This is a genomic window from Microbacterium sp. NPDC087591, from assembly GCF_044743625.1.
Classification (GTDB): Bacteria; Actinomycetota; Actinomycetes; order Actinomycetales; family Microbacteriaceae; genus Microbacterium.
This window is the reverse complement of sequence record NZ_JBIUWU010000001.1, coordinates 2,009,610-2,025,089: the sequence shown is the minus strand read 5'-3', so window position 1 is coordinate 2,025,089 and position 15,480 is coordinate 2,009,610. Positions and strand designations below refer to the sequence as shown.

Sequence of the window (15,480 nt, the reverse complement as noted above, 5' to 3'; positions counted from 1 at the left end):
GACGCCGGAATCCGCATGAAATACGCGATCCGACCGCTTTTCCGGCAGGATAGAGGGAAGTGCCCAATGCAAGGAGAGGTCGCGGATGCCCGACGGACAGGTGCTCGAGTTCACACATGTGACGAAGCGCTTCAATGAGGTGACCGCCGTCTCGGACCTCTCTGCCCGTGTCGAGCCGGGTGCAGTCACTGCTTTCCTCGGCCCGAATGGGGCCGGCAAGACCACGACGCTGCGCATCCTGCTCGGTCAGGTGCGTGCCACATCAGGTACCGCCACGATCGGCGGGACGGCGTACGCAGAGCTCCGTCAGCCGCTGCGCACCATCGGCTCCGTGCTCGAGGAGACGGCCTACCGCCCTCGCCGCACGGCCAGCCGACAGCTGACGATCGCCGCGAAGGCCAACGGCATCCCGCTCTCCCGTGTCGACGAGGTGCTCGCGCTGGTCGGGCTCGACGGCGAGGGCGATTCGCGCATCGGCGGCTTCTCGCTCGGCATGCGCCAGCGGCTGAGCGTCGCGCACGCGCTGCTCGGAGACCCCGGCGCGCTCGTCTTCGACGAGCCGGCGAACGGTCTCGATCCCGAGGGGATCCGGTGGATGCGACTGCTGATGCGTCGCCTGGCGGATGAGGGCCGCACCGTGCTCGTCTCCTCGCACGTGCTCAGCGAGGTCGAGCAGGTCGCCGACAACGTCCTGGTGCTCTCGAAGGGCCAGCTGGTGCTCTCCAGCGGCATCGAGAAGCTCGCCGACCCGGCCGCCGGCTCGGTCGTCGTGGATGCGGTGGACCGCGCCGCACTCACGACCGCACTCTCGACCGCCGGTTTCGACGTCGAGGTGCTGCGCTCCGGCCTCACCGTGCGCGGCGGGGATGCCGGCACCGTTGGCGCCGTCGCCGCCCAGGCCGGCATCGCGCTGAGCACTCTCGTGCAGCGCGGTCCGACGCTGGAAGACGTCTTCATCGAGCTGGTCCGCGGCGGCAAGCTGGAGCCCCGCGCGTCGGCCGCCGCCTCGCAGCTCACGCTCGCCCCCGCCTTCGCTGTCGCAGCCGATGACGCCGCCGCGTCGACGGATGCCGTCGCGACGGATGCCGCCGCTGACACGGGGACACCGGATGCCGTCGCTGCGGATGCCGCCGCTGACACAGGGGCACCGGATGCCGTCGCGACGGATGCCGCTGATGAGACCCTGATCGCCGAGATCGCCGAGGCCTCGGCGGTGTCGGCTGCGGTGTCCGAATCGGCGCCGTCGGATCCAGCGGCTGCCGCGGCGATCGCCGCCGGCGTCGAATCCGCTCACGACGTACAGGCGCCCTCCGACGAGGACGCCGTCGCCGCCGCAGCTGTCGCGGAGGTCGCGGAGAGCATCCGCGCGTCGGAGAGCGCCCGCCCGCCCGCCGACTCCGACACCGACGAGGAGGACGCGATCGCACAGATCGCCGTCGACGAGGACGCCGCGGCCGCCGCAGCGCTCGCCTCGTCCGGCGACGGCGAGACCGACACGCCTGCCCCCTCGTTCGACGAGATCCTGTTCGGCACTGCGGCTCCCGCCGCCGCACCGGCTTCCTCCGGCGTGGAGGACGAGCCCGTGCACGACATCAGCCAGATCTTCGCGGACCGCGGCGATGAGACGGAATCCTCCGAGGACGACCGCGACACGACCGGGACCCCCGAGGAAGAGGCGGCGCCGGTCGACGAGCCGGTCGAAGCCCGTGACGCGTCCGACGAGGATGCTGCAGACGACACTTCCGCGGGACTCGAGATCTTCGCCGACCTCGATGGCGAGAGCGATCGGGTGTCCGAGGGCGAGCAGTCCGATGGCGAGCAGTCCGAGGGCGAGCAGTCCGATGAGGACCCTCGCTCCGCTGCCGTGAGCTCGATGCTCGCTGCCGCCGCCCGCGCCTACTACGAGGACGAACCGAAGGACTACCCGCTCGGCCCCGAGGGCCCCGAGGGCCCCGAGGGCTCCGAGGGCTCCACGTGGAGCGTCGCCTCCACTGGCGTCATCGACACCGTGCCCGTCGCGGACTCCGTCGAGCAGGAGGCGGGCGACGCTCCGGCATCCGACGAGCACCACGACGACGGCGACCACGAGCACCACGAGCACCACGACGGTGACCACCACGACGGTGAGCACCACGGCGACCACGAGCACCGTCAGGACTGACGGGCGCGGCGCTCCTACAGGCGAGAAGCCCTCCCCGACCTTTCGGTCGCGGAGGGCTTCTCACATGTCATCGGGCTTTCAGGCCGGCCGAGGGCGGATGACCGGACGACGGCTGCCCTTCGTCACCGGCGTCGGCGATGTCGCTACGATCTCCTCGACGTCGGCGGCCTCGCTGGAGACCTCGAGGCGCAGGGCCTGGGTGAGCGAGAGTCCGTGTCGGGTCGTGAGGATCAGGCGCCGATACTGCGCATCGCCGTCGAGGTCGATCACGACGCTCGGACGGCGGCGACGGATCAGCACGAAATCGAGGCTGCCCGCGGCCTTCCAGCTGCCGGCAGCGAGGACACCGGGGATGTGGGTGCCGGGGTTCGGCACACCCCTCAACCAGGTCCATGCGTCGTCGGTCAACTGCACCTTGGTGATGGTCTCGCGCGCGATCCGCAGATTCTCGCGGTGGAAGGTCGCGGCACGTTCGATCGGCGAGAGCACGACCTCCAGTTGCGTCTGATCCAACAGCAACGTCACCATGACTCCAGTCTGCCAGCGCGGTCCTGCCAGTTGTCTGGAAGTTGCTCACAGGAACGCAACGATCCGTTGTCGGAACCCACCATCCGGGCGACGCGCGCGGTACCCGCGCCTGTGGATAACTTCGTCCGAGTGTCGTACATATGTTCTAGGCTAGCAGCATGTCACAGACCCCCTCCGACCACATCGAGCAGCGCGCCGCGCTGCTCGATGCATGGGTGGGGAAGCGGCGCCAGATCGCCCGGCTCGAGGCGGAATCCATGGAGCTGCTCGTCGATCGTCTGCTCCTGCGCGATGCGGAGACACAGGAGAGCCCCTACCACCGCGACACGGTCCACCGGTCGATGATCGCCGAGTACTCCGCCGCCGGCCACATCTCGCAGGGCAGCGTCGAGTACGCGTTCTCCGACGCTGCGTTCCTCGGCTCCGATCACCCCGTGGCCCGCGCGTCGTTCCGTCAGGGCGGGATCACGGCGGCGCATGTGCGCGAGATCGTCCGCGCCGGTGCGGTCGTGCGCGAGGCCGTCCGCGAGGGGAGGGCGGATGCCGCGGCTCTGGAGCTGTACGACACCGCAGCCGTGGTCGTCGCCGAGCACGACACTCCGGCGCGCACTCGCACCCTCGTGCGCCAGATCGCCGCGGCCCTCGCGGGCGAGACACTGGTCGGTCGACACCGCCGCGCAGCCTCGGAGCGGCGCGTCACGATGCGCTCCGTCGACGACGGGCTCGCGCTGATCACCGTGGTGGTGCCCGAGCACCTGGGGGTCGCGATCATGGACCGGCTCACGCAACTCGCCCGCGGGGTCATCGCGGCGCGCCACGACGTCGAGCCGGTGCTCGACCCCGAAGAGCTCGACTCCGGGGAGAACCCGATCTTCCCGGAAGACCTGGACTGGAGCGCGCCCGGGCTCGACGAGTGGGTCATCTTCGGCGAACGGGACACGTTCACCACCGACCCGCTGCCCGAGCCGTGCCCTGTCGAGGTCCCGGCCGATACGCGGACGATCGACCAGGTGCGTACGGACCTGCTGACCGATCTCCTGCTCGCGTCCGCTCCCAGTGAGGCGGCCGGGGCGGGCCTCGACCGGGTCCGGGCCCACGTCCAGGTGACGATCGCCGCGACGACGCTGGCCGGAGCCGATGACCGCCCCGCCGAGCTCGACGGCTTCGGGCCGATCGATCCTGACATCGCCCGCGACCTCGCCGGACGCAATGGCGGCTGGTCCCGGCTCTTCCTCGACCCGACCGGAATGGTCACCCAGACCGACACGTACAGTCCGACCGAGGGCATGCGCCGATTCCTGCGGGCGCGCGACCAGCACTGCCGGTTCCCCGGCTGTCGGATGCCGGTGCACCGCTGTCAGATCGATCACAATCACGACCACGCGCGGGGCGGGCGCACGAGTCTGTCCAACCTCAGTCACTTCTGCGCAGGACACCACGTGCTGAAGCACCCAGATATCGACGAGCGTCATCGGTGGACGGCGCGACAGCTTCCCGATCGGAGCCTGGACTGGGTCAGTCCGCTCGGTCGGCACTACAGCGATGCGCCGCCGCGTCGGGTCATGTTCGTCTGAGTGCGCTCAGGGCCGGGCGGCGGCCGCAGCTTCTGCCGCGATCGGAAGCGCGGCCTCGATGCGCTGGAGCTCGTCTTCACCGTGAGCGGCGGTGAGGAACCAGGCCTCGAAGACGCTCGGCGGAAGCGCGATGCCCTGCTCCCGCAGCGAGTGGAAGAACGGCGCGTAGCGGAACGACTCCTGAGCCTGAGCCTCGGCGTAGTCGCGCGGGGCGGAGGCACGGAACGAGGCGTTGAACAGGCTGCCGGCCTTCGCGACCGCGTGGGTCACACCGGCACCCGCAAGCGCCGCGTCCAGCGCGGCGGAGAGCCGGTCCGCGGCGGCGTCCACCGTCGCGTAGACCTCGGGCGTCGCCAGTCGCAGCGTGGCCAGGCCGGCCGCGACCGAGAGCGGGTTCCCCGACAGGGTTCCGGCCTGGTACACCGGCCCCAGGGGCGCGAGCAGGTCCATGACCTCAGCACGCCCTCCGAGCGCGGCCAACGGCATCCCTCCGCCGACGACCTTGCCGAAGGTGACGATGTCGGGAAGGTACTCCTCCCCCGCAGCGGCCTGCAGACCCCAGAACCCGGCGGGGTGCACGCGGAAGCCGGTGAGCACCTCGTCGAGGATCATGAGTGCGCCATGCGCGTGCGCCGTATCGGCGATCAGACGGTTGAAGCCGGGCAGCGGGGCGACCACGCCCATGTTCGCCGCGGATGCCTCCACGATGACCGCCGCGATGCGGGGGCCGTGCTCGGCGAAGACCGCCGCGAGCGCATCAGGGTCGTTGTAGCCGATCACGAGCGTCTGCGCGGCGATCGGTGCGGGCACTCCCGCCGAGCCGGGCAGCGCGAGCGTCGCGACACCGGAACCGGCCTCCGCGAGGAGCCCGTCCGAGTGGCCGTGGTAGTGCCCGGCGAACTTCACCAGCAGGTCGCGCCCCGTGGCGCCGCGCGCCAGACGGATCGCGGTCATGGTCGCCTCGGTTCCGGTGGACACCAGCCGCACGCGCTCGATCGGCCGCGTCTCGCCGACGCGCACCCGCTCCGCGATCACGGCGGCGAGCTCGACCTCGCCCTCAGTCGGTGCGCCGAACGAGAGACCGCGGGTGGCTGCCTCCTGCACGGCGGCGACGACCTCGGGGTGGGCGTGACCGAGGAGCGCGGGACCCCACGAGGCGACGAGGTCGATGTACTCGACGCCCGCGGCATCCGTGACGGTGGCGCCCTTCGCAGAGGCGAGGAAGCGCGGCGTTCCGCCGACGGAGCCGTAGGCGCGCACCGGGGAGTTGACTCCGCCGGGGATCACCGCCCGGGCAGCAGAGAACAGGTCGTCGTTGCGGTCGGTCATGATGATGCTCCGAAGAAGAGAGGGGTGCGGCTCAGCCGCGCAGCCAGCGGGCGGCCTCGGTCGCCCAGTAGGTCAGGACCGCGTCGGCTCCGGCGCGGCGGATCGACAGCAGGGACTCCAGGATGGCGGCACGACGATCGATCCACCCGTTCGCGGCGGCGGCCTCGATCATGGCGTACTCGCCGGACACCTGGTATGCCCAGACCGGAATGCTGACGGTGTCGCGCACCTCGCGCAGCACATCGAGGAAGGCCATGGCGGGTTTCACCATCACGATGTCGGCGCCCTCGGCCTCGTCGACGACGGCCTCGCGCACGCCCTCGCGGCGGTTGCCCGGGTCGAGCTGATACGTGCGGCGGTCGCCGGTCAGTTGCGAGTCGACAGCCTCACGGAACGGTCCGTAGAAGGCGCTGGCGTACTTCGCGGCGTAGGCGAGGATCAGGGTCTGCGTGAAGCCCTCGGCGTCGAGTGCGGCGCGGATGACGGCGACCTGGCCGTCCATCATCCCCGACAGCCCGAGCAGCTGCGACCCTGCGCGCGCTTGCGCGAGCGCCATCGACGTGTACCGCTCGAGCGTCGCATCGTTGTCGACGGACCCGTCGGCAGCAAGCACGCCGCAGTGCCCGTGGTCGGTGAACTCGTCCAGGCACAGGTCGGTCTGCACGACCAGGGCGTCGCCGACCTCTGCCGCCAGCGCCTCGGTCGCCACATTCAGGATCCCGTGCGGGTCATCCGCGCCCGAACCGCGGGCATCGCGCACCGCGGGAACGCCGAACAGCATCACACCGCCCACACCGGCTTCGGCGGCCTCGACCGCCGCCGCGCGCAAGGAGTCGAGCGAATGCTGGGCGACTCCGGGCATGGAACCGATCGCGACCGGCTCGCTAAGACCTTCGCGCACGAACATCGGCAGCACGAGCTGCCGCGGCTGCAGCGAGGTCTCGCGCACGAGATCGCGTACCGCCGGCGACTGGCGCAGACGCCTCAACCGGACCTCGGGGAAGCTCACGGCGCGAACTCGTCCGCCGCGTGCGGAAGCGTGAAGTGCGAGACCGCGTCGATCAGGGCGTCGACCGTCTGCCGATCGGCGACGACCGAGACCGGAAGGCCGGCCTTCTGCGCGTCACGTGCGGTGCGAGGACCGATCGCGGCGAGCAGCGTCTCGTCGGGGATCTCGGGGAACTGCTCGCGCACCTGCTCCGCGACCGAACCACTCGTGATGAGGATCGCGTTGATGCGTCCGTTCTCGACATCGCGCTTGATGCGGTCCGTCACCGGTACGCCGACCGTGCGGTAGGCCACGACGCTGTGCACGTCGTGCCCGGCCTCCGACAGTAGGCGGCTCAGCACGGGCTTCGCGATCTCGCTGCGCAGCGCCAGGATGCGCCGGGGCTCGGTCTCGAGGGCGACGAGCTGCTCGGCCATGCCTTCGGCGGAGTTGTCCTGCGCCGGCACCAGGGCCACTTCGTAGCCGACGGCCTGCAGTGCCGCGGCGGTCGTCTCGCCGACGGCCGCGATGCGGGTCGTCGGCGGCACGGCCGCGCGATGTGCGAACAGCACGTCGACCGTGGTCGCGCTGGTGACGGTGAGCCAGTCGAACTCGCCGGCCGCCAACTGCTCCAGGGCGACATCGAGCGCCGCCTGGTCGGTGGTGGGGGCGAAGTTGATCAGCGGCGCGACGACGGGGATCGCTCCCTGGGCGCGCAGACTGGCGGCGACGCCGTCGCCCCACGGCCCTCCGCGGGGCACGAGGATGCGCCAGCCGTCCAGTGGTCGGTCCTGCTTCATATCGGATGTCATGAGGAAAGATGCTCTCGGGAGACGAGGTCGGCCGCCCCTTGATCGAGCAACCGACGGGCAACAGTCAACCCGAGCTCGCGCGCTGCGTGCATCGGGCCTGCACCATCGGCAGCATCCGCTCCATTGCCACTGCCGTTCCGACGAATATACTCCCCGTTCAGGTCTTCCGTGACGTCGAGGCCGATCCGGCGGTCTCCTTCGGCCGAGTAGACGACGGTTCTGACCCGTACCGACGACCCTTCGACCACGGCGTGAGCGGCCATCGGCGCCTGGCATCCGGCGTCGAGACCCTCCAGGATCGCGCGCTCGACCGTGATGGCCAGACGAGTCGGTCCATGGTCGAGAGCGGCGAGGGCTGCGAGCAGCTCGGCCGGGGCATCCTCCGTCGTCTCCACCGCGAGGGAACCCTGCCCCGGAGCGGTCGGCCACTCGGCGAGCCCCAGCTCCTCTCGTCGCAGCGGCGAGTTCGCGTCGAGACGCGACAGCCCGGCGGCGGCGAGGATGACGGCATCCAGCTCTCCGGATGCGACGCGCGCCAGACGCGAGTCGACGTTGCCGCGGATGTCGACGACCTCTGCATACGGCGCGCGACGGCGCACCTGGGCGATCCGGCGCGGCGCACCCGTGCCCACGGTGCTGCCCGAGCGGAGCTCGTGCAGCGGGATGCCGTCGCGGGTGAGCACGACATCCCGGGCGTCTTCGCGTTCCGGGGTCGCTGCGATCACGAGACCTGCGGGGATCGCCGTCGGCAGATCCTTGAGCGAATGGACGAGGAAGTCGCATTCGCCCGCCAGCAGTGCCTCACGCAGCCGAGTCGCGAAGATGCCCTGGCCGCCGATCTCGGACAGCGACGCACGGTTCGTGTCGCCCTCCGAGGTGATCGGCACGAGTTCGACCGGACGCCCTGCAACTCTCTCGAGTGCGGTCGCGACATGACCGGACTGCGCCTGCGCGAGTGCGCTGCGCCGAGTCCCCAAGCGGATCGGAGTCGTCATCGCGCGGCCTACTGCAGCACGTCCGCGATCTCGTCGAACCGGAGCCTGCGTCCGGTGTAGAAGGGCAGCTCCTCCTTCACGTACATCCGCGCGTCGGTGTACCGCAGGTCGCGCATGAGGTCGACGAGCTCGGTCACGTCATCCGCTTCGAGGGGCAGGACCCACTCGTAGTCGCCGAGCGCGAAGGCCGCGACGGTGTTCGCGATGACGCCCGTGAACGCCGCACCCTTGCGTCCGTGGTCGGCGAGCATCTTGCGGCGCTCGTCCTCGGGGGCCAGGTACCACTCCGGCGTGCGCACGAACGGGTACAGGCAGAGCCAGTCCTTGGGCTCGATGCCGCGCAGGAACCCGGGCACGTGGGAACGGTTGAACTCGGCGTCGCGGTGCACACCCATGACGTTCCACACCGGCAGGAGCGAGCGCAGCAGCTCGGTGCGGCGGAGTCGGCGCAACGCGCGCTGCAGTTCCTCGGCAGTGTCGCCGTGCAGCCAGACCATGAGATCGGCGTCGGCCTTGAGCCCGGAGACGTCGTAGAAGCCGCGCACGGTCACTCCGGAGTCCTCGACGTAGGAGACGATGGTCTCCAGCTCGGTCGAGTCGGACTCGGTGACAGCGACATCGGGATTGCGTCGCCACACGGCCCAGAGGGTGAAGCCGGACGGGTTCTCTTCGCGCACTTCGGACATGACCCCAGTCTGCCCTCTTTGCGGAGCGCCCGCGAATGCGGCCCTTCGACAGGCTCAGGGACCCCAGGGGCGCTTACCCCGAAACGTCGACTAGCGCGAGAGCGCGCGGGCGATCGCCCAGACCGCACCGCCGACCACGGCGGCGAGTCCGACAGCCGCCGCGACGGCGCCGATCGGGTTGCGGTCCGCGAAGACGCGGGCCTTGGCCGCAGCCCTAGCCGATGCCTTCTCGACGCGTCGGGGAATGTTCCCCTTGACCTCGATCGCGGCGAGAGCGGCCTTCAGCTCCGCGCGCGCCGAGGCGACGGGGTCGACGATCCCCGCGGGGACGACCGTGCGGGGGAGGTTGTCAGATACGGTCATCGCCGGCGTCCTTCACGAGTCGGATGTCCTCGGCCACCGCCTGCGCGGGGTTCTGCCGGGCGAGGACCTTGCGGAACTTGAGGATGCCGAGCAGGGCGAACAGCAGCACGGCGAGGATCAGGATGCCGAACACGGCGATCGCCGAGAGCCACACGGGCCACCACGACGACAGCCCGGCGATCGCGAACACGAGCACGACCGGCACCGCCCAGAACAGGAAGAACAGCGCGACCAGGAACCAGACCGAACCGATACCGGCGTCCTTGGCCGTCCGCGAGACCCACGCCTTCGCCGCGTCGATCTCGGCTTTGACGAGGTTCGTGACGAGTTCGGGGAGGTCGCCGAGGAGCGTCAGCAGACTGTCGTCGGCTCGATCCCGGTATCCGCGAGGCATCTCAGGCGCCGGCCTTCTTGGTGGTCGCGCTCTTGGTCGCAGTGGTCTTCGAGGCCGTGCTCTTGGATGCCGCGGTCTTGGCCGCCGGCTTCTTCGCCGCGGGCTTCTTTGCGGCGGTCTTGGCCGCGTCCTTGGCGGCGTCCACCGCGTCCTCAGCCGCATCCGCCACCTCGGCGGCGGCGTCCTTGCTCTTCGCGATGGCGGAGTCGAGCTTCTGGCCGGGCGTTCCGTTGCCCTGCACCGACTTGACGATCTTCACCGCGCCGTTCCAGATCACGCCCGGTACGGCAGCAGCCTTGTCGCCGAGGAAGCTCTTCGCCTGCTCGACGCGGTCCTGCACGGGGTCGAGCTCCCAGACCTTGAGCCATTGCGTCTTGATCTGCTCATAACGCTCGCGTCCGGCACGTGTGCCGAGGACGTACCCCACGCCGAGTCCGACGACGAGTCCGATCTTCCCCTTCATGGGGTCTCCTCACGTTGTTCCGGTCGAGCCGCAGGCTTCGATCCCCGTCGGCCAGGTACCCAGCGTAACCCCGTATGCCGATTTCGGCATCTAAACGTCAGGGGGTTGACAGACAGGACCGCGTCAATCCCACAGCAGGTCGCGGCGAAGTCGATCTGCTTCGGTCACCGCGTCCGGCACGACCTGCGCGAGCCCGGTGCCAGCCAGCCACGCGCCGACGACCGCCAACCCCGGCGTCCTCTGCACCGCGGAGCGCGCCGCAGACCGCCGCTCCCCCGAGCCGATGATCGACGCGGGCTGCGACTGGATGTAGCGCGAACGCTCGGCGGCGACGAGCGACGAGGCCGGCAGCGGCACGCCCAGCAGGGCGGAGGCCTCGCTCAAGGCCAGGGTCACGGCGGCGTCATCGTCGAGCGCGGCGGTCGCAGCCGGCTCCCCCTGCGCGCCGAACGAGACGCGCACGACGTGGCGGCCTCCGGCGGCCTCACGCACCCAGTCCCACTTGGCGGTCGAGTGCGTGAGTGCCTTCGCCGTGTGGCTGCCGGGCACCGTGAGCACTCCGGTGCCGCGCGGCACGGCGTCGAGCGCGGGGGCGTCGAGCAGAAGCGTCACGAGCTCGATCTGCGGGGCCTCTGCCGCGTCCGTCGCCGCGAGCGCGGGTACGGTCTCGGCGAGCAGGGCGCGCGCGACGGATTCCTCGGTCGCGACGATCACCGCGTCGGCGAGGAACTCGTTCTCAGGCGAGTCGGTCTCGGCCGGCGCGTCCACGGCCGGCTCACCCTCGGCCGGCTCGTCCTCAGTCGGCTCGTCGTCAGTCGGCTCGTCGGAATCATCCACCGCGACCACGCGCCAACCGGCTCCGTCTCGCGCCACCCGCTCCACCGGGGTGCCGACGCGCACCTCGACCTCGAGGCGGGCGAGCTCGGCGACGAGGGCGTCGATCAGCACCGTCATCCCGCCGACCAGGCCCTCGACCGCGGCGCCCGGAGCCTTCGCCGCCCCCGCGGCCGCCGTGTCGCGCAGCGCCTGGACGGCGCCGGACAGCGACCCCACCCGGGTGAGCGCGGCGTTGAGGCCCGGCGCGGCGACATCCACGTCGACGTCATCCGGCGATGCCGAGTAGACCCCGGTCGTGACGGGAGCCACGAGGCGGTCGCGCACCTTGGCCCCCATGCGCGACGCGACCAGACGCCCGAGGCTGAGCTGGTGGCCGATCGTCAGCGGCGGTCGCACGCGGTCCACATAGGCGCGCCACGCTCCGGACCAGCCGATGATGCGGCGCACGTCATCCTGGAACGGATTCGCGGGGATGCCGAGCAGACCTCCGACGGGCAGCGGCGCCGCGCCGACACCGGGGATGCCGGACAGCCAGGCCGGCCCCGCGGCCGGGGCGACGATCCTGTCGGTGAGGTCCAGCTCCTCCAGCAGGGCGCGCACGTGGCCGCCACGGGTCGCGAAGCTCTCCGCTCCGGCATCCAGCACGATGCCGTCGAGCTCGGTGCGGCGGATCGCTCCGCCGACGGTTTCTGCGGCTTCCAGCAGCGTCACCCGCATGCCGACCTTCGCGCATTCACGCGCGGCCAGCAGCCCGCCGATGCCGCCGCCGATCACGACGATGCGCGTCTCGGCGGCGCGGGCTGCGAGCACAGCGGGTGCCGGCGCCTCAGCCATGGGAGTGCACCAGCTCGACGATGCGCGTGAGCTGATCGGGGTCGGTCTCCGGCGGGACGCCGTGGCCGAGGTTGAGGATGTGGGCCCGCGCGGCACGGCCACGGGCCAGCACATCGCGCACATGAGCCTCGAGCACGGGCCACGGCGCCGACAGCAGCGCCGGGTCGATGTTCCCCTGCACCGTGGTGTCGGGGCCGAGGAGGGCGGCTGCCTCGTCGAGCGGCTGACGCCAGTCGACGCCGACGCCGTCGACCGCGCCGTCGAGTCGCATGTCGGCGAGGAAGGGCCCGGTGCCCACGCCGAAGTGGATCTTCGGGATGTCGATGCCGTCGAGCGCGGCGCGGGAGTGGGGCGCGACGAAGGCGCGGTAGTCGGCGGGGTTGAGGGAACCGGCCCACGAGTCGAAGAGCTGCACGGCCGATGCTCCGGCGTCGCGCTGAGCGATCAGGAACGCGCGGGAGATCTGCGCCAGCCAGCCGGCCAGACGGTTCCACGAATCGGGGTCGGCGTGCATCATGGCCCTGGCCCGCAGGTGCTCCTTGGAAGGACCGCCCTCGACGAGATAGGCGGCGAGCGTGAAGGGAGCTCCGGCGAAGCCGATGAGGGGGACGTCGCCGAGCTCGGCCGTGACCAGGCGCACGGCCTCGGCGATCGCGGTCGAGTCCAGCGAGGCGGGGTCGATCGCGGTGATCCGGTCCACATCGGCGACCGAGCGCACCGGGTTCGCGAACACCGGACCACGGCCCGGCTCGATCTCCACATCGACGCCCGCGAGCCGCAGCGGGATGACGATGTCGCTGAAGAACACCGCGGCGTCCACTCCGTGCCGGCGCACCGGCTGCAAGGTGATCTCGGCCGCGAGGTCGGGCGTCAGGCAGGCATCCAGCATCCGCGTTCCGACGCGCAGCTCGCGGTACTCCGGCAGCGACCGACCCGCCTGACGCATGAACCAGACCGGGGTCTGGGCCGGGCGGTCACCGGCGAGGGCGCGCAAGAGAGGAGCATCGGAGAGGGCCATGCCTCCATCCTCCCATCCGGCTTCTATGAGTGTGCGGAGATGGCCGGCACAGGCTCGGGTAGGATTGTCGGGTGCTGCTGTGTGTCACGGCGAGTCACAAGACCGCCACATTCGATCTGCTCGAACGCCTGAGCCGCACCCCCGACGGCGTCGCCCCCACTCTCGTGGAGATGGCTCCGTGCGTGCAGGGTGCGGTCGTTCTCGCGACGTGCAATCGGTTCGAGGCGTACGTGGAGATGGACGAGCCCGTCACCGCGGCCGGCGCGATCGGCGTCGAAGCCGTGCTGGAAGCGGTCGAGGCCGTCACCGGCGTCCCTGCCGCCGAGCTCGACGGCGCGTACGCCGTGCACTCCGGCCGTCGCGTGGCAGAGCACCTGTTCTCCGTCGCCTCCGGGCTCGAGTCCGTCGTCTCCGGCGAGGGCGAGATCGCCGGCCAGGTGCGTCGCGCACTGAAGTCCGCCCGCAAGGAGGGCACGACCTCCCCCGAGCTGGAGCGCCTGTTCCAGCGCGCCAGCCAGGCGCAGCGCAAGGTCAAGAACGTCACCGCCCTCGGCCGCGCCGGACGCTCGCTCGTACGCCTCGCGCTCGAACTCGCCGACAGCCGCATCGCCGACTGGTCCGCCGAGCGCGTGCTGCTCGTGGGCACGGGCGCCTACGCCGCCGTCACCCTCGCCACGCTCCGCGAGCGCGGCGCCGTGAACATCTCGGTGTACTCCCCCTCCGGTCGCGCAGAGGCCTTCGCCGCGAAGCACGGCATCCGTCCCGTCGCCGCAGACGACTACGCCCGCACGGCGGCGCGGTCGAGCCTGCTGATCACCTGCACCACCGCCACGGAGCCGGTGCTCGGGCCGGAGCAGCTCCAGGCCCCGACCGGACCCGCAGCGATCGGATGCCCGGTCGGCGCGCACAACCAGCTCGTCGTCGACCTCGGCATGCCGCGCAACGTCGACCCCGCCGTCGCCACGCTGGAGGGCGTCGCACTGCTCGACCTCGAGACCATCCGCCTGCACGCCCCGCTCGAGGAGCTGCAGGCCACGGATGCCGCACGCAGCGTCGTGCGCGAGGCCGCTGACACCTTCCACGTGGTGGGTGAGCGCCAGAGCGTGACCCCGGCCGTCGTCGCACTGCGGTCGCACGTCTTCTCGCTGCTCGAGTCCGAGATCGACCGCGCCCGCGCACGCGGTGACGAGGACGGACGCGTCGAGCAGGCGCTGCGCCACCTCTCCGCGGTGCTGCTGCACACCCCCACGACCCGCGCGCACGAGCTCGCCGCCGCCGGTCGCGCCGACGAGTTCACCGCAGCGATCGGCGCGCTGTACGGCATCGTGCCGGAAGTCGAGAGTGCGGCCGACGACGCCGCACCCGCCTCGGCCTGACGCTCGGCATCCGGCGCCACACGCGCGTGACGCGGGTGGCACACTGGAGGCATGGCCCTTCACATCACCGGAGACACCGCCGCTGACGCCCTGCTCACCGACAACCCGCTGGCGCTGCTGATCGGGATGCTGCTGGACCAGCAGGTGCCCATGGAGACCGCCTTCGCCGGGCCTCTGAAGATCGAGCAGCGCACCGGTGCGACCGACGCCACCGCGATCGCCGGCATGGCTCCGGACGAGTTCCTCGAGGCCTTCAAGCAGACTCCGGCCGTGCACCGGTTCCCCGGGTCGATGGCCACCCGCGTGCAGACGCTGTGCCAGACGCTCGTCGACGACTGGGGCGGGGATGCCGCCGCGCTCTGGACGCGCCCTTCGTCAGGCTCAGGAGACACCCCATCGGGCGCCGAGGTGCTGAAGCGCCTGAAGGCTCTGCCCGGGTTCGGAGAGCAGAAGGCGAAGATCTTCCTCGCGCTCCTCGGCAAGCAGTACGGGTTCACCGGCGAGGGCTGGCGCGAGGCCGCCGGCGCCTACGGAGAGGAGGGTTCGTTCCGCAGCGTCGCCGACATCGTCTCGCCCGAGTCGCTCGCCCAGGTGCGCGAGCACAAGAAGGCGATGAAGGCCGCGGCCAAGAAGAGCTGACTATGGAGAAGACGGGTCAGGACGTCCAGGAGTACCTCGCTGCGGTGACGCCCGCACGGCGGCGCGACGATGCGCTGGTCGTGCTCGACATCATGCGCGAGATCACCGGCCGCGAACCGGAGATGTGGTCCAGCGGAATCGTCGGCTTCGGCACCTGCCACTACCGCTACCCCACCGGCACCGAAGGTCTCACCGGCATCCTCGCTTTCGCGCCGCGCAAGACGTCGCTCACGGTCTACGTCTTCGAAGGTTTCGACACGCATCGAGAGGCCCTCGCACAGCTCGGCCCGCACACCACGAGTGTCTCGTGCCTGTACATCAAGGATCTGTCGAAGGTCGATCTCGACATCCTGCGCGGGATCCTGCAGCGCTCCTATGACTGGATGCTCGAGGGCGGCTCCGACGCCGCCATCCTCACGATCGTCGACTGAGCGGCTGCCCCTGCAACTCCTGCGGCCACACGCACCTTCTGCGGCCACACCA

At 70.9% G+C, this 15,480-nt stretch carries 16 protein-coding genes; 5 read left to right on the top strand and 11 right to left on the bottom strand.

The features are described from left to right. Positions 1 to 85: 85 nt before the first annotated feature. Positions 86 to 2,161, top strand: a complete 2,076-nt coding sequence (locus ACIOVG_RS09620; protein ID WP_400872142.1) for an ATP-binding cassette domain-containing protein — start codon at positions 86 to 88, stop codon at positions 2,159 to 2,161. A gap of 78 nt (positions 2,162 to 2,239) precedes the next feature. On the opposite strand, the gene ACIOVG_RS09615 is transcribed toward ACIOVG_RS09620, so the two are convergent. Then, the gene (locus tag ACIOVG_RS09615) at positions 2,240 to 2,689 is read right to left on the bottom strand and encodes a hypothetical protein (RefSeq protein WP_400872139.1); all 450 of its coding nucleotides are present in this window, start codon (positions 2,687 to 2,689) and stop codon (positions 2,240 to 2,242) included. A 158-nt stretch (positions 2,690 to 2,847) separates the two neighbouring features. Here ACIOVG_RS09615 and ACIOVG_RS09610 point away from each other — a divergent pair, with 158 nt between their 5' ends. Then, entirely contained in the window at positions 2,848 to 4,263 is a 1,416-nt protein-coding gene (locus tag ACIOVG_RS09610) for a DUF222 domain-containing protein (protein WP_400872137.1), read from the top strand. 6 nt (positions 4,264 to 4,269) lie between these two features. Here ACIOVG_RS09610 and ACIOVG_RS09605 read toward each other — a convergent pair whose 3' ends face one another. From ACIOVG_RS09605 to hemE, 10 genes are all read right to left on the bottom strand, one after another. Next, positions 4,270 to 5,592, bottom strand: coding sequence for a glutamate-1-semialdehyde 2,1-aminomutase (locus ACIOVG_RS09605; protein WP_400872135.1), 1,323 nt, complete (start codon positions 5,590 to 5,592; stop codon positions 4,270 to 4,272). A gap of 31 nt (positions 5,593 to 5,623) precedes the next feature. Beyond that, entirely contained in the window at positions 5,624 to 6,601 is a 978-nt protein-coding gene (hemB, locus tag ACIOVG_RS09600) for a porphobilinogen synthase (RefSeq protein WP_400872133.1), read from the bottom strand. After that, complete coding sequence (locus tag ACIOVG_RS09595; protein ID WP_400872130.1) at positions 6,598 to 7,392, bottom strand: uroporphyrinogen-III synthase; 795 nt, start codon at positions 7,390 to 7,392, stop codon at positions 6,598 to 6,600. Before ACIOVG_RS09595 ends, hemB begins: the two co-directional genes overlap by 4 nt. Continuing rightward, entirely contained in the window at positions 7,389 to 8,387 is a 999-nt protein-coding gene (gene hemC / locus ACIOVG_RS09590) for a hydroxymethylbilane synthase (RefSeq protein ID WP_400872127.1), read from the bottom strand. The genes ACIOVG_RS09595 and hemC overlap by 4 nt, the downstream gene beginning before the upstream one ends. A gap of 8 nt (positions 8,388 to 8,395) precedes the next feature. Next, positions 8,396 to 9,073 carry a hydrogen peroxide-dependent heme synthase gene (gene hemQ / locus ACIOVG_RS09585; RefSeq protein ID WP_400872124.1) on the bottom strand — a complete coding sequence of 226 codons (678 nt, stop codon included), beginning with the start codon at positions 9,071 to 9,073 and terminating at the stop codon, positions 8,396 to 8,398. Positions 9,074 to 9,163: 90 nt separating this feature from the next. Continuing rightward, on the bottom strand, positions 9,164 to 9,436 hold the full coding sequence (locus tag ACIOVG_RS09580; protein WP_247628142.1) for a hypothetical protein: 273 nt from the start codon (positions 9,434 to 9,436) through the stop codon (positions 9,164 to 9,166). After that, entirely contained in the window at positions 9,423 to 9,830 is a 408-nt protein-coding gene (locus tag ACIOVG_RS09575) for a phage holin family protein (protein ID WP_400872120.1), read from the bottom strand. The genes ACIOVG_RS09580 and ACIOVG_RS09575 overlap by 14 nt, the downstream gene beginning before the upstream one ends. A gap of 1 nt (position 9,831) precedes the next feature. Continuing rightward, positions 9,832 to 10,293 (bottom strand): hypothetical protein, encoded by a 462-nt coding sequence (locus ACIOVG_RS09570; RefSeq protein ID WP_400872117.1) that lies wholly within the window; start codon positions 10,291 to 10,293, stop codon positions 9,832 to 9,834. A gap of 123 nt (positions 10,294 to 10,416) precedes the next feature. Next, positions 10,417 to 11,964, bottom strand: a complete 1,548-nt coding sequence (locus tag ACIOVG_RS09565; RefSeq protein ID WP_400872115.1) for a protoporphyrinogen/coproporphyrinogen oxidase — start codon at positions 11,962 to 11,964, stop codon at positions 10,417 to 10,419. Further along, a complete protein-coding gene (hemE, locus tag ACIOVG_RS09560) occupies positions 11,957 to 12,982 on the bottom strand; it encodes a uroporphyrinogen decarboxylase (protein WP_400872112.1) in 1,026 nt (341 codons plus the stop codon). The genes ACIOVG_RS09565 and hemE overlap by 8 nt, the downstream gene beginning before the upstream one ends. Positions 12,983 to 13,053: 71 nt before the next feature. On the opposite strand from hemE, the gene ACIOVG_RS09555 reads away from it, so the two are divergent. From ACIOVG_RS09555 to ACIOVG_RS09545, 3 genes are read left to right on the top strand one after another with little or no spacing between them, the layout of a single operon-like run. Beyond that, complete coding sequence (locus tag ACIOVG_RS09555; protein WP_400872109.1) at positions 13,054 to 14,358, top strand: glutamyl-tRNA reductase; 1,305 nt, start codon at positions 13,054 to 13,056, stop codon at positions 14,356 to 14,358. A 51-nt stretch (positions 14,359 to 14,409) separates the two neighbouring features. After that, a complete protein-coding gene (locus tag ACIOVG_RS09550) occupies positions 14,410 to 14,997 on the top strand; it encodes an HhH-GPD-type base excision DNA repair protein (RefSeq protein WP_400872106.1) in 588 nt (195 codons plus the stop codon). Positions 14,998 to 14,999: 2 nt separating this feature from the next. Continuing rightward, positions 15,000 to 15,428: a DUF1801 domain-containing protein gene (locus ACIOVG_RS09545; protein ID WP_400872104.1), complete on the top strand. Its 429-nt coding sequence runs from the start codon at positions 15,000 to 15,002 to the stop codon at positions 15,426 to 15,428. Positions 15,429 to 15,480 lie beyond the last annotated feature (52 nt).

What these genes read in the sequence shown, in the direction of transcription:
- hemC (WP_400872127.1), bottom strand. Translation starts at nt 8,387, where the DNA reads ATGACGACTCCGATCCGCTTGGGGACTCGGCGCAGCGCACTCGCGCAG.
- ACIOVG_RS09565 (WP_400872115.1), bottom strand. Translation starts at nt 11,964, where the DNA reads ATGGCTGAGGCGCCGGCACCCGCTGTGCTCGCAGCCCGCGCCGCCGAG.
- ACIOVG_RS09570 (WP_400872117.1), bottom strand. Translation starts at nt 10,293, where the DNA reads ATGAAGGGGAAGATCGGACTCGTCGTCGGACTCGGCGTGGGGTACGTC.
- ACIOVG_RS09575 (WP_400872120.1), bottom strand. Translation starts at nt 9,830, where the DNA reads ATGCCTCGCGGATACCGGGATCGAGCCGACGACAGTCTGCTGACGCTC.
- ACIOVG_RS09615 (WP_400872139.1), bottom strand. Translation starts at nt 2,689, where the DNA reads ATGGTGACGTTGCTGTTGGATCAGACGCAACTGGAGGTCGTGCTCTCG.
- ACIOVG_RS09545 (WP_400872104.1), top strand. Translation starts at nt 15,000, where the DNA reads ATGGAGAAGACGGGTCAGGACGTCCAGGAGTACCTCGCTGCGGTGACG.
- ACIOVG_RS09620 (WP_400872142.1), top strand. Translation starts at nt 86, where the DNA reads ATGCCCGACGGACAGGTGCTCGAGTTCACACATGTGACGAAGCGCTTC.
- hemQ (WP_400872124.1), bottom strand. Translation starts at nt 9,073, where the DNA reads ATGTCCGAAGTGCGCGAAGAGAACCCGTCCGGCTTCACCCTCTGGGCC.
- ACIOVG_RS09610 (WP_400872137.1), top strand. Translation starts at nt 2,848, where the DNA reads ATGTCACAGACCCCCTCCGACCACATCGAGCAGCGCGCCGCGCTGCTC.
- ACIOVG_RS09550 (WP_400872106.1), top strand. Translation starts at nt 14,410, where the DNA reads ATGGCCCTTCACATCACCGGAGACACCGCCGCTGACGCCCTGCTCACC.
- ACIOVG_RS09580 (WP_247628142.1), bottom strand. Translation starts at nt 9,436, where the DNA reads ATGACCGTATCTGACAACCTCCCCCGCACGGTCGTCCCCGCGGGGATC.
- ACIOVG_RS09605 (WP_400872135.1), bottom strand. Translation starts at nt 5,592, where the DNA reads ATGACCGACCGCAACGACGACCTGTTCTCTGCTGCCCGGGCGGTGATC.
- ACIOVG_RS09595 (WP_400872130.1), bottom strand. Translation starts at nt 7,392, where the DNA reads ATGACATCCGATATGAAGCAGGACCGACCACTGGACGGCTGGCGCATC.
- hemE (WP_400872112.1), bottom strand. Translation starts at nt 12,982, where the DNA reads ATGGCCCTCTCCGATGCTCCTCTCTTGCGCGCCCTCGCCGGTGACCGC.